We start from the raw sequence: 13,402 nt of genomic DNA, 5'->3' as shown, positions 1-13,402 counted from the left end.
CGACAGGGCAGTCGGCCTGGCCCACGAAAACCACAATGTTTCACGTGAAACAACATGATGAAGTTGCCAAAGGAGGCATACGAATGAACAAGACAATGAAGGCAGTCGCCCTGGTTTCGGCAGCGGCACTCAGCGTTTGCGGGCTAAGCGCCTGCGGCAGCTCGAGTTCAAGCTCAGACAGTGACGGACACGTCTACTTCCTGAGCGGGAAACCCGAACAGCAAGACGAATTCAAGCAGCTCGCCAAAAACTTTACCGACAAAACCGGTATTCCCGTAGACATCTCCGTGGCCTCGTCCGGTTCGGGAGAGCAGACCCTCAAGAGCGAGCTGGCAAAGTCCCAGGCACCCACCCTCTTCGAAGTCGACAACAATGACTTCGCCAACTGGACCGACTATTACGCCGACATGTCGAAGACCTCAATGTACAAGGACCTGCAAAAGCCCGAATACGCCCTGAAAGACGGCGATACCGTGGGAGCGGTGCCCTACTGCATGGAAAGGTACGGCATCGTCTACAACAAGGCACTACTCAGCAAGTACTTCGACGCCGACTGGTCCACGGTAAAGTCCATCGACCAGCTCACCAACTTCGATGCACTCAAGACCGTCGCCGACGAAATCCAGAAGCATAAGAGCGATCTCGGCGTCAAAGGCGCGTTCTCCTCGGCCGGCTTCGACTCCAGCTCATCCGGCCGCTACGGCGACCAGATGGCGCACATCCCGGTGTACTACGAGTACAAAGACCAGAACACCACCACCGAGCCCGCCACGGTGAGCGGCAAATACCTGCCCGAGATGAAGCAGCTCTTCGACCTGTACGTCAACGACTCCACCGTTCCCGCCTCCCGGCTCTCCGGCGCCACACAGGACGATTCGAACTCCGAATTCGCCCTCGGTGACGCAGTGTTCATCCAGAACGGATCTTGGGCCTACGCACAGCTCAAGGGCCAAAAGGTGGAAGACAAAGACATGGGCGTGCTGCCGATCTACATGGGCATCCCCGGCGAGGAAAACAACGGACTGACCGTCAGCTTCAAGTATCTTGCCATGAACAAGAAGTCGTCCGAAGCCGATCAGAAGGCGACCGAAAAGTTCCTCGACTACATCCTCAACGATGATTCCGCACGCAAGATCGTCACCAACGACATGGGCTTCGAAACCCCGTTCAAGTCGTACGCCGAAGCCGGTTTCAAGACCAAGAACCCCATTCACCGCGCCAACGACGCCTATGCCAAGGCAGGCAAGAACGACGTGGTCATCTACCCCCTTCCCAGCCAACAGTGGGTGCAGGACCTCTCCGGCGCTCTGCTCGAGTACGCACAAGGCACAGGCAAGTGGGACAAGGTGAAAACCGCCTTCGTCGACAACTGGGCCACGGAATACAAGGCCTCGCAGAAGTAGGATGGCAACCCGCGCAATCGCGCGGGTTCCTCATAGGAGGAAGCAACAACATGATATCTATGGCCGGCAAGTCAATTCGCCGCTGGTGGGCACTCTTTGCCCTACCAACGGTGGCAGCCTTCACCATCGGCTTCGTAGTGCCCTTCATCATGGGCCTCTACCTGAGCCTGACCAAGTTCAGCACGGTGACAGACGCCAAGTTCGTAGGACTGAAAAACTACAAAACAGCGCTCGCTGATCCGGAGTTCTGGCATTCGCTGTGGTACACGGTAGCGTTCACCGTGGTGACGGTAATCATCGTCAACGTGGTAGCGTTCGCCATTGCCTACATGCTCACCAAAGCCATCAAAGGCGCGAACATCTTCCGTTCGGTGTTCTTCATGCCCAACCTGATCGGCGGCATCATCCTAGGCTACGTCTGGCTGCTGCTGCTCAACGGGGTTCTGGCACACTGGGGAAGATCAATCACCTACTCCAGTACGTACGGTTTCTGGGGCATGGTGATGTTGTACTGCTGGCAGCAAATCGGCTACATGATGATCATCTATATCGCCGGCCTTCAATCACTGCCAAGCGACGTGATCGAAGCGGCTTCGGTGGACGGCGCCAGCGGACGGCAGACCCTGTTCCACGTCACTCTGCCGCTCATGATGCCATCCATCACCGTGTGCACGTTCCTGACGATGACGAACGGATTCAAAGTGTTCGACCAGAATCTCGCGCTTACCAATGGCGCTCCCTCGAACACCTCCGAGATGATCACCCTCAACATCTACCGCACGTTCTACGGGCGCGTCGGTTTTGAAGGCGTGGGCCAAGCCAAGGCGGTCATCTTCTTCGTCATCGTTGCCGTGGTGGCACTTATTCAGAACAAGCTGACGACATCCAAGGAGGTGGCGGCATGAACCGTAATGTCAAGCATCCGGCACTATGGACCGCACTGTTTGCAGCGGTCTCGCTGATTTGGATTTTCCCGATCATCCTGGTGGTCATCAACTCGTTCAAAAAGCGCTCATACATCTCGCAGAACGCGTTCTCCATCCCCACCGGCGAGGCTTTCGCCGGGCTTGAGAACTACCAGCGCGGCATCGACCAAACCGATCTGATTGCCAGTTTTGGCTGGACGTTGGTCGTGACGGTCGGCTCCGTGCTGCTCATCCTGGTGTGCACCTCCATGTGTGCATGGTGGATCGTGCGCGTCAACAACTGGGCCGCCAAGCTGCTGTACACGCTGTTCCTGTTCAACATGATCGTGCCATTCCAGATGGTGATGTTTACCCTTTCCAAGATGGCCGACCTCCTCGGGTTCAACACCCCGTGGGGTTTGTGGATCATCTACCTGGGCTTCGGCGCGGGCTTGGCGGTGTTCATTTTCACCGGCACGATTAAAGGTATTCCGCAGGAGTTGGAGGAGTCCGCAATGATTGACGGCGCGAGCGTGCCGCGGATTTTCTTCGGCATCATCGTGCCGATCATGAAGCCGACCATTATCACCGTCGCCATTTTGGAGACGATGTGGATATGGAATGACTTCCTCCTGCCCTACCTGACGCTGGACATGCGCAAATACAAGACCATGTCCATTGCCATCCAGTATCTCAAGGGCGGCTACGGTTCGGTAGATATGGGCGCAATGATGGGCTGCCTGGTGCTGGCCATCATTCCTATCGTGGTGTTCTACCTGTTCTGTCAGAAGTACATCATCAAAGGCGTGCTCGCCGGAGCTGTGAAAGGCTAAACCGGGCGCTGCGCTGAGCAGCGGCACTCCCGGTGACGGAAACGTCGCAACGCCATCAGCAGCAACGGAACCGTCGCTCACACTCGCTCAGCGACGGTTCCGTTGCGCTACTGCACCCCCACGTAGCGTTTCCGTCGCTCACACTCGCTCAGCGACGGTTCCGTTGCGCTACTGCACCCCCACGTAGCGTTTCCGTCGCTCACACACGCTCAGCGACGGAAACGCTATGCACACCGCACCACAAACCACCAAACCGTCTCTGACGCGGACTCAACGTCGGTTGTGTCGCGAAAGGTTGTGTATGCGCAACAAAACCGACGCTGGCAAGTACTGAACCAACAAACCAACATTCTCACACTCAGCGACGGTTGTGTCGTGCACGCAGCATCCCAAGATACTGAACCGTCACTGACATAAACTCAACGTCGGTTCAGCTACTTTAGCCGAACTCAGCGCGACAAAACCGTCACTCACACCGCCTCAACGACGGTTACATCGCATCCCACACACTCAACGCAACAAAACCGACGCTCACGCGGACTCAACGTCGATTCCGCTGCGTACGCTGCACCTCATTTCATCAAACCGTCCCTTGCCTCAGCATGCACTGGACCAGCAACCGACCAATCACTCTCGCCAGTAACCACCCAAGCCGGCATGCCCACCAACAAGCAGAACGAAGCCGGCACCGCCTCCACCACACCGGCCACCGTCACACCTAAGACCATTGCCGGTTATACTCCCCTGTCCGCGGCCAACCTGTCCAGCCTCACACCACAGCAACGCCAAGACCTTGCCGCCACCGTCGGCCCGAACGGACTCAATCTCGCATCCAGTCTCGACACCCTGCCCCAAGCAGTCAGCAACGGTACATCAATGAAACAATTCTGGGCACAAGATGTTTCCAATACCATCTACTATCCGGGAGCCGCCAACACCTATTACAGCAGCGACGGCACCATCGCGAGCGCCACCACTCCCGGCGCCACTCTGGGCTACGGCAACACCGATGCCTACTACATTTACACCGGCCAACCGCAGACCATCAACGCAACTTGGATCAACCTCGGCACCAATCAGACAACCAACCCCAAACCTGCAAGCGGAACCAAAGATATCGACCGCTCGCAAACATTCACTGGTTTCACCAACGATAGCTTGAACGCCACACTCACCGGCACCATACCCGCGCATCACCACCCGGTAAGCCAAGATCCCGGCATCACCAGAAACGCCGACGGCACCTACACGATTACCTCCACATACGACACCGACACTGGCACCGACCAAAACTATTACATCTATTACGCGGCCAACCCCACGGAAACCATCACCAAGAACATCACCCGAACCATCACCTACATGTACACCAATGGCACCCAAGCGCAGCCCGACACTGTGCAAACCGTCACTTTCACACGCATCAAAGAAACCGACCCCACCACCAATGCTGTCTCCTATACCTCTTGGATCGCCGCGGCCGGAAAAACGAGTTTTGACTCCGTAGACAGCCCAAGCATTACCGGCTACACCCCCGACATGCGGAACGTGGCAGCACTCACCGGCATCACCATTGACAGCCTGGATTCGACAGTGACGGTCACCTACCGCAAAACCATCAAAGCACTGCCCTTCACCGGCGGAGCCACGACTGCATTGGGCGCCGTACTCGTCGGCGCGCTCACAGCATGTGCACTCACTGCCGGGGCACTGCTGCTGAAACGCAAGCAACAACGCCTTATCAGACAAGTTGAGCTGGGTGAGACAGATTAGGCGGATACTGCTCGGTCGGCGGCACCTTAGACCAGCCCAACTCAACTCGCTTCATTCCACCGCAGCTGAATCTCCAAGCACATCATCCCAGCCCAGTCCAGACTGCTACAGCCTAACCTCAAGTTCGACTCGAAGTCACACTCGAATTTAACTTTCGTCTCTCGTCATTTGCCCCTACCTGCGGCGTCACCACTGCGCTATGTACCCTATCTATCGGTGCGCCCTCAGCATGCGCGCTCACCGCCAAGGCACTGCCGCTGAACTCATGCAACGCCCAGCAAGCCCTCACACACGCGCGAAATACGCTCCCACCGACCACAAGGGCACATTGGTCAGCCAGTCCTGCTCACGGAATCCACGCATTGACGACCGGTAGCCATGCAGTCCGGTCTCACGGCACACCGTCTTCAGACTTTTCGCATGAACGTTTTCTTCAGCTTTGACTTCGATTGGAGCTGCAGCGCCACCGTGTTTGACTACGAAGTCAATCTCCCCGGAACCATTTTTGGATGCCCAATAGTAGGGGGACTGCCCGGCCGCCACCAACTGTTGGCAGACATACTGCTCAGTCATCGCCCCCTTGTATTCCTCAAGTCCCGTATTCCCGAGCAGCAACTCACCGGCATCAACGTCCATTGCTGCTCCAAGCAACCCCACGTCGAGCATGTACAGTTTGAACGCCGATAAATCCTCATACCCTCGCAACGGCAAGGCTATTTTGGACAGGCGGTAGACACGCATGGCCAAACCAGAATCCACAATGAACTGAATGGCTGTCTCGTACTGCGCGCTACGAGCACCTTTAGCAATATGCCCAAACACAAACTTGTGATTCTCACGGCTCAGGTGGGCGGGAATAGAGCGGAACGCCAGGCGCACGCGTTCCGCATCCACCGCAACATCGCCATGCAGGTGCTTGGAAAAATCGCGATCATACGCAGTCAGCAATTCACGCTGCACAGCGCGCACTGCCGCGTAATCGTCGCGCGTGCGGGCGCGTTTCGCCAGGCTGCTCCACGGCTGCGTTTCGCTGCGCCGACTCGACTGCCCCGCACTGCGCTGACTCACGTGCCCCTCATCTCGATGAATCGGTTGCACATCTGTACCGGGAGCGTCTGCACAGAGAGTGTCTGCACCGGAACCGCCCGTCTCGGTACCTGCCCCAAGAAACACGTTCACCGCTTCCGGCATGCCGCCAACGTAATAATATGTGCGCAACTCCCGCTGCAGATCGGCCTCGAACGCCGTAAGCCGCTCAAAGTCGCCCTCACCTATCCACCGTGCAAGCTGCTCTTTGCCTGCCGCGCGCAGGTACTCCAGATAGGTGAGTGGAAACATGTCGAGCATGTCAACTTTGCCGACGGGGAACGAACGCCCGGCGTGATAGGCGATGCCAAGGTACGACCCCGCCGCAGCGATATGGTATTCCGGCATTTCTTCAGCGAACGCTTTGAGCAGAGACAGCGCGCGAGGTTCCTCTTGGATTTCGTCAATAATCACCAGCGTGCGACCCGGTTCAATGTTGACTCCAGTGAGCAGCCCAATGTTTTCGATGACCTGTTGCGCCCGGTATTGCGGCGCGAACGCGTTGCGGCTCGCCTCATCCAGCAGGTTCACATAGGCGTACGAAGCGTAGGTGCTCTGGCCCAAATGGAGCAGCGCATAGGTTTTGCCGACCTGACGCGCACCGCAGAGCACCAGGGGTTTGCGGCGAGCTGACCGGCTCCAGCGCAGCAGTTTATCGTCGATATCTCGATACATGCCTAGCTCCTCGTTTCTTAATCCGTGCAGCCTGTAAAACCGGCTTTCTATAAGGCTTCCGCTTACTGCAGAGCACTTTTCATGCGCACTGTAAGCAAGTATATCGCACTTTTCATGCGCACGATAACCACACTTGATACACTTTTCGAGCGGAAGGTATAGCACATTTCTACACTTTTCTTGCGCAATATATCAGCGCACTTTTCGAGCGCAGTCCCTTTGCAGTGCCGCATCAATCGCCACACATTCCATGCACAACAGACTCACACTGCCAGAAAAGCGATAGAAATTGGCTGTTTTCTGTCGCTATTCGTGCCATGTCCAAAATGTACCCAAATACCATCAGCACCACGATTATGGGTACATTTCGGTCACCATATGCCCCATTCATGACCAAACTGTACCCACTTCCAGATGCAACCTACCACAATAGGTACAATTCAGACACCAACCGTACCCTTCGTAACCAAACCGTACCCACACTCCACCACAAGCACAGTAGTGGGTACGATCCGATCACCACACTCCACTTTTATAACCAAACCGTACCCATCTTCCGGCGCAAACTACCAAAGCGGGTACAGTCCGTCCAGCCCACGAGGTCCATACAACCCCGATCCGTCAGCCCGACGGTCGACAGCCAACCAACCCAATCCATCCAGTCCGTTCAGTCCACCCAACCCCACCAGCTGACTAGATCCACCCGATTCAACCAGCACAGCCAACCCTCCAGCTCGCCAACCAGTCAGCTCAGTCCAACCCGCACCCAACGCGTCAAAACCGACGCTCACACCACCTCAGCGACGGAAATGCTGCATCAACCTCGCTCTGCGCAACAGAACCGTCACTGCGCGCAAGTCAGCGACGGAAACGCTGCGCTGCCTCACTCCCATGCAACAAAACCGTCGCTTACTCCGACTTAGCGTCGGTTTTGTTGCACACCCCGCGCCCAACACGTCAGAACCGACGCGCAACAGTCAGGCTGCCCATCTCACAAAACCACATATGCCACCTTTATGGAAATTGCTCATTCGAACCCACGTCTACACCGGCGCGAGATACCAACGCAATGCGAGCGCGGAGTTGATATCGTCTTCGGAAAACGGCGTCTGCAACCGTGCGCACAATCTACCAACTCACCAACCACTCGCCCCAGCCACTCGACCCTAGCCACTCGGTCCGCACTGAACTTCTACTGCACTATTGATCACCGCCGCAAATATCGACACAAGCCACCCGTTTTCTGTCGGTATACGCGTCAATGTCCAAAAATGCGTCAACCCTGTCACCCAACACAACTCGCCATCCAACCACCACCGCCCCAACACCATTTCAGGTCAGCAACTGGAATCACACACAAGGCAACCAACGCGATTCCCGACCAAAATTCGGAAAACGTCGCCGCACCCCGTCAAAGCCGTGTATACTAGAACACTAACGGCTCGCCGGAGAGACCTTCGCGCGGGCTGCGTAACAAACACTGGAGTTTCAGAGCCGAAGTTGGCACCAAAGCACCAGTAAAAAGAACCCTTCACAACGGATCGTTCGGCACGTACCTGCCGATGAAAGGAACATCATGGCAAAAGTCACTTTTGACAACGTCACACGTATCTACCCGGGCAATTCGGAGCCCTCGGTAGACAACCTCAACCTCGACATCAAAGACGGTGAATTCCTCGTGCTCGTCGGCCCTTCCGGCTGCGGCAAGTCCACCACCCTACGCATGCTCGCCGGCCTCGAAGAGGTCAACAAGGGCAAGATTTTCATCGGCGACAGGGACGTCACCACCGTTCAGCCCAAGGACCGCGACATCGCCATGGTCTTCCAGAACTACGCACTCTACCCCCACATGACCGTGGCCGACAACATGGGCTTCGCGCTCAAGATTGCCGGCACACCCAAGGACGAGATCCGCAAGCGCGTGGAAGAGGCGGCGAAGGTGCTCGACCTCACCGAGTTCCTCGACCGCAAGCCCAAGGCACTCTCCGGCGGCCAGCGCCAGCGCGTTGCTATGGGCCGCGCCATCGTGCGTAAGCCGAAGGTCTTCCTCATGGATGAGCCGCTCTCCAACTTGGACGCGAAGCTGCGTGTGCAGACCCGTACCCAGATCGCAGCCCTGCAGCGCCAGCTCGGCGTCACCACCCTGTACGTCACCCACGACCAGACCGAAGCGCTGACCATGGGCGACCGCATTGCCGTCATCAAGCTCGGCATCCTCCAGCAGGTAGGCGCGCCGACCGAGCTGTATGATCGCCCGGCGAACGTGTTCGTGGCCGGCTTCATCGGCTCGCCTTCCATGAACATCAACACCCACCCGGTGGTGGACGGTAAGGCCAAGATTGGCAGCGATGCCGTGGATCTGCCTGCCGACGCGGTAAACAAGCTGACGGCCGAGGACAACGGTCAGATCGTGGTTGGCTTCCGTCCCGAAGACGCCGATTTGGCTGACGCCGACGACACGAACGCCTTCTCCCTCAACGTGGTCAACGTAGAGGATTTGGGGTCTGACGGATACATCTACGGCAACATCGTCACCGACGGTTCCGCCGCCGAAGCCACAGCCACCATGAGCGACCAGAACAAGCTCACTACCATCCGCGTGAACCCGCGCAAGCTGCCGAAGGTCGGAGAGACGGTCAAGATCAAGATCGATCCGACCAAGATGCATCTCTTCTCGCCGGCCTCTGAGCTCCGCCTCAACTAGGATGCCAAGGTCAGTAACTGACCGGTTCGCATTCAGTTAGCGTGCAATTGTAGAAGTCCCGCACAGCCCAACCGCTTGCGGGACTTCTGCGCGTTACGGCAGCCGAAGTATCAGCCGATGCCCGCCGCTGTACGTACAGCCCTGAGTACGCACACGGCACTGTACACACATGGCCCTGAGTACAGCGGTGTGCACAGCCCCGGGTACAGCGGTGTGCACACATACCGCCATGCATACGTACAGCGGTACCGCATACACGCCCCCATTGCATACGTACAGCACCACATACACGCCACCTCCTAAATACACACCACCGCATACAACCCAACCAAAACCACCGACCCATCCGCGCAGCATCGCGCGTTGCCGCTACATTGGAGGTATGAAATTGACCGGATCTGAGCAGATGGACCCTCGCGTAATCAAAGCGACGTCCGTAAATGTGGACGCCAACAGCGAGACCATGGCCGAGCCGCGCGCGCTCAACATCACTGCCGCAAGCTCAAATCCGAAAATGTTCACCTTGCCGTGGGAACTGCCGCTGGCGCAATGGCCCGAAGACCTGCTCGCCAACCTGCCACGAGGCATTTCCCGGCACGTGGTGCGATTCGTGCATGTGGGTGACGAAATCTACGCGATGAAAGAGATCACCAGCCGTATGGCTGCCAAAGAGTATGAGCTGCTACGCAGGTTGCAAAAGCTTGATCTGCCCACCGTCCGCCCCATCGCCGTAGTCACGGGGCGCCACACCAAAGATGGCGAACCGCTGGAATCCATGCTCGTCACCAAACAGTTGAAATTCTCCCTCCCCTACCGTGCCTTGTTTGCTCGAAACCTACGCGCCGGAACTGCAGAACGTCTTATCGACGCTCTCGCCGTGCTCATGGTACGTCTGCATTTGGCAGGCTTCTACTGGGGCGACGTCTCCCTTTCCAATGTGCTGTTTCTGCGCGATGCCGACGCATTCTCCGCCTTCTTGGTAGATGCCGAGACCGGAGCCCTCCACACCTCACTGTCCCTAGGCCAGCGCAGCTACGACATGGACCTGGCGCGCACTAATATCATCGGCGAACTCATGGATCTCAGCTCGGGCAAACTGCTACCCGACAATGTGGACGAAGTGGAGGTGGGCAACCGACTCATCGAACGCTACGATTCGCTGTGGGCCGCACTCACCGATGAAGAAGACTTCGGACCCGACGAGATGTGGAAAATCGAAAAGCGCGTCAACAAACTCAATGATTTGGGCTTTGACGTGGACGAGTTGGAAGTCAAAACCGCGCCAGACGGCAACCGTGTGCTGGTGCGACCGCGCGTGGTCGATGCCGGCTACGCGTCGCGCAAGCTGCTGCGGCTCACCGGGTTGGACGTGCAGGAGAATCAGGCACGCCGTCTGCTCAACGATTTGGATGCCTACCGCGCCTCCACATGGCGAGATGGCGAAGAGCTGGAAATCGTGGCCACCGACTGGATGCGCGAAGTGTTCGAGCCTACTGTGCGCATGATTCCAGCGCAATACCGTTCACAGATTGAGCCTGCGCAATTTTTCCACGAAGTACTTGAGAATCGTTGGAAAATGGCAGAAAAAGCGGGGCACGACGTGCCGACTGCACTGGCTGCGGATGATTACATCAAGCATGCGCTGCCGCAGTACGGTTTGGATTCAGAAGCATTGGCTGAAATCAACGCCGATGCCGACTCAGGCGTCATCGACGAGCGCTCGATCTACGGCGATTCTGCGGACTTTGGCGGTGCCGACGGAGCCGGGAGCACTGGCGACTTCAACGCCGATGATTCCGACGATGAATATGACCAAGACGCCTCAGTCTGGGCGCAATAAACCCTGAGAGCCGACCAAATTCATTCAGTAGGGACGTTTTCGCGAAAATGCGAAAACTGAATATTCAAAACGGCGATTTTCCAACGATTCTTTATTCCGCAAATCGTCTCAATACCGAAAAACATCCCTATTGAATGAAGATTGCACAGCGGCCTCACCACACACCAATCAGGCCGCGTCGCCGGCTTTCTGCCGCGCACGGGAGACGGCATAGAGGCTGATGCCTGCCGCCACCGAAGCATTGAGCGACTCCACATTGCTGCTGATCGGAATGCCTGCAATCGAATCGCAAGCGTCACGCACCAGACGGCTCAAGCCTTTGCCTTCCGAACCGAGCACCACCACCAGTGGGTCAGTCTCGAACCCGGACTCTCCCACCACGGCACTGCCACCACCGTCAAGTCCGACCGCGTAATATCCGCGCTCCTTAAGGGCCTCGATGGCCTTGGTAAGATTCACCACGCGCGCCACCGGCAAATGCGCGGCAGCGCCGGCTGAAACCTTCCACGCAGCAGCCGTGACAGAAGCCGAACGACGCTCCGGCAGAATCACACCGTTGGCACCAAACGCCGCCGCCGAGCGGATGACCGCGCCGAGATTCTGCGGGTCGGTCACACCGTCAAGCGCGATGAACAGCGGACGTGCAGTCATGCGAGCAGCCACAGAGCTCGCCTCTTCCATGGCGTGCGACTTTTTCTCAGCGCGATCGACCAGGTCACGCAGCGAGGAGTACTGGTAAGGCTGCACCTTCAGAATCACACCCTGATGCGTCTTGGAGTGGGCGATGCGGTCCATTTCGAGCCGGTCAGCCTCCAGCAGGTTAAGGCCTTGCTGCCCTGCCAAACGCACGATGTCGCGCGTACGGTCGTCGTGCTCAATGCGTGCGGCGATGTACAGCTGCGAACTCGGCACACCAACGCGCAGCGCCTCAAGTACCGAGTTGCGGCCGAATACCAAGTCGTCGGAGTCCGAAGCGTACTTGGTGGCACGACGGCGCGCAGCGAGACGCGGATCGGAGAATTCCCGCTTCTCATTGCGCTTCTTGGCTTTATATGCCTTGTGGTACGTACGATCCTCGGCGCGGGGCGTGGGGCCCTTGCCCTTCAATGCATTGCGATGTTTCCCGCCCGAACCTTTAGTCGGGCCCTTCTTATTAGCCATGCTCCCATTGTCCCAGCACCCCGCGGCAACGCTTATGCCGCAGGCGGTTCACACTCGACGCAGCGAATATGAAGTATGACAGTTGTACTGTTGCTGCATCGCAATCAGGTAAACTGTACCGTACCGCGTCCGTTTATTCGTGGACGCCTGAATTATGCTAATCCTGCAACGGGAACCTTGCTGCACACGGTGTGCCGTCTCAACTGCTCGATGCCACTAAAGTGACGCACAGCCCCGACGCACAGCCCGCGTGCGTGTCCTCCCAATTCAGTCCTCGATATGCGCGCGATAGAAGTGCTCGTAGGAGCGCGAAGGCGTAGGGCCGCGCTGACCCTGGTAGTGCGACCCTGCGCTGGACGACCCATAGGGATGCTCAGAGGGCGAACTCATCTCGAAGAAGCACATTTGCCCGATCTTCATGCCCGGCCACAGCTTTACCGGCAACGTGCTCACGTTCGACAGCTCAAGGGTGATGTGCCCCTCGAACCCCGGGTCGATGAACCCGGCAGTGGAATGGGTGAGAATACCGAGGCGCCCCAGCGAACTCTTGCCTTCCAGACGCGCCGCCATGGTGGGGTCGAGCTTGATGTACTCCCATGTGGAGCCGAGCGCGAACTCGCCGGGGTGCAGAATCCACGGCTCGTCCGGGCCGACCTCGAACTGTTCGGTGAGCGCGCCCTGGTTTTCCGCCGGATCCACATAGGTGTAGGCATGGTTGTTGAACAGACGGAAATAGCGGTCAAGGCGAACATCGATGGACGCCGGCTGCACCATGGAAGGATCCCACGGCTCGAGCGAGATGTGGCCGTCGGCTTGAGCGGCGAGAATGTCACGATCGGAAAGCAGCATGAATCCAGTCTCCTTGGGTCGCGCCGGCGCTCGGACTGACGGCCGGCATAGTCTGGTTCCAGTCTAGCCGCTGCCACAGGCAAGGCGCGTGGTACACGCCAAATTCCGTTTCACAGACAATTCTCAGGTAATTCCAGCTTTCCTCGGAGCTTGAGGTAGTTATATAAGAGTTG

At 57.5% G+C, this 13,402-nt stretch carries 10 protein-coding genes; 6 read left to right on the top strand and 4 right to left on the bottom strand.

Annotated features, from left to right (window positions below):
• Positions 1-83 precede the first annotated feature (83 nt).
• From ACSYSO_RS00645 to ACSYSO_RS00630, 4 genes are all read left to right on the top strand, one after another.
• Positions 84-1,403: an ABC transporter substrate-binding protein gene (locus ACSYSO_RS00645; RefSeq protein WP_489760514.1), complete on the top strand. Its 1,320-nt coding sequence runs from the start codon at positions 84-86 to the stop codon at positions 1,401-1,403.
• Between the two features lie 50 nt (positions 1,404-1,453).
• On the top strand, positions 1,454-2,308 hold the full coding sequence (locus tag ACSYSO_RS00640; protein ID WP_489760516.1) for a carbohydrate ABC transporter permease: 855 nt from the start codon (positions 1,454-1,456) through the stop codon (positions 2,306-2,308).
• On the top strand, positions 2,305-3,141 hold the full coding sequence (locus tag ACSYSO_RS00635; RefSeq protein WP_489760518.1) for a carbohydrate ABC transporter permease: 837 nt from the start codon (positions 2,305-2,307) through the stop codon (positions 3,139-3,141). The genes ACSYSO_RS00640 and ACSYSO_RS00635 overlap by 4 nt, the downstream gene beginning before the upstream one ends.
• A gap of 657 nt (positions 3,142-3,798) precedes the next feature.
• Positions 3,799-4,914 carry a mucin-binding protein gene (locus ACSYSO_RS00630; protein ID WP_489760519.1) on the top strand — a complete coding sequence of 372 codons (1,116 nt, stop codon included), beginning with the start codon at positions 3,799-3,801 and terminating at the stop codon, positions 4,912-4,914.
• A 285-nt stretch (positions 4,915-5,199) separates the two neighbouring features.
• Here ACSYSO_RS00630 and ACSYSO_RS00625 read toward each other — a convergent pair whose 3' ends face one another.
• Together ACSYSO_RS00625 and ACSYSO_RS00620 are read right to left on the bottom strand one after the other, a co-directional pair.
• Positions 5,200-6,675, bottom strand: a complete 1,476-nt coding sequence (locus tag ACSYSO_RS00625) for an ATP-binding protein (RefSeq protein ID WP_491701803.1) — start codon at positions 6,673-6,675, stop codon at positions 5,200-5,202.
• A 566-nt stretch (positions 6,676-7,241) separates the two neighbouring features.
• Positions 7,242-7,466, bottom strand: a complete 225-nt coding sequence (locus ACSYSO_RS00620; protein ID WP_491701802.1) for a hypothetical protein — start codon at positions 7,464-7,466, stop codon at positions 7,242-7,244.
• A 785-nt stretch (positions 7,467-8,251) separates the two neighbouring features.
• On the opposite strand from ACSYSO_RS00620, the gene ACSYSO_RS00615 reads away from it, so the two are divergent.
• Both ACSYSO_RS00615 and ACSYSO_RS00610 read left to right on the top strand, forming a co-directional pair.
• Positions 8,252-9,379: an ABC transporter ATP-binding protein gene (locus tag ACSYSO_RS00615; RefSeq protein ID WP_489799684.1), complete on the top strand. Its 1,128-nt coding sequence runs from the start codon at positions 8,252-8,254 to the stop codon at positions 9,377-9,379.
• Between the two features lie 382 nt (positions 9,380-9,761).
• A complete protein-coding gene (locus ACSYSO_RS00610; RefSeq protein ID WP_489799686.1) occupies positions 9,762-11,219 on the top strand; it encodes a DUF4032 domain-containing protein in 1,458 nt (485 codons plus the stop codon).
• Between the two features lie 168 nt (positions 11,220-11,387).
• Here ACSYSO_RS00610 and rlmB read toward each other — a convergent pair whose 3' ends face one another.
• Positions 11,388-12,380 (bottom strand): 23S rRNA (guanosine(2251)-2'-O)-methyltransferase RlmB, encoded by a 993-nt coding sequence (gene rlmB, locus ACSYSO_RS00605; protein ID WP_489760489.1) that lies wholly within the window; start codon positions 12,378-12,380, stop codon positions 11,388-11,390.
• A gap of 267 nt (positions 12,381-12,647) precedes the next feature.
• Positions 12,648-13,229 (bottom strand): dCTP deaminase, encoded by a 582-nt coding sequence (gene dcd, locus ACSYSO_RS00600; RefSeq protein WP_491701801.1) that lies wholly within the window; start codon positions 13,227-13,229, stop codon positions 12,648-12,650.
• Between the last annotated feature and the right edge of the window lie 173 nt (positions 13,230-13,402).

The organism is Bifidobacterium sp. ESL1130, assembly GCF_058507935.1.
The sequence above is the reverse complement of the archived record's forward strand: the minus strand, read 5'-3'. Positions and strand labels throughout refer to the sequence as shown.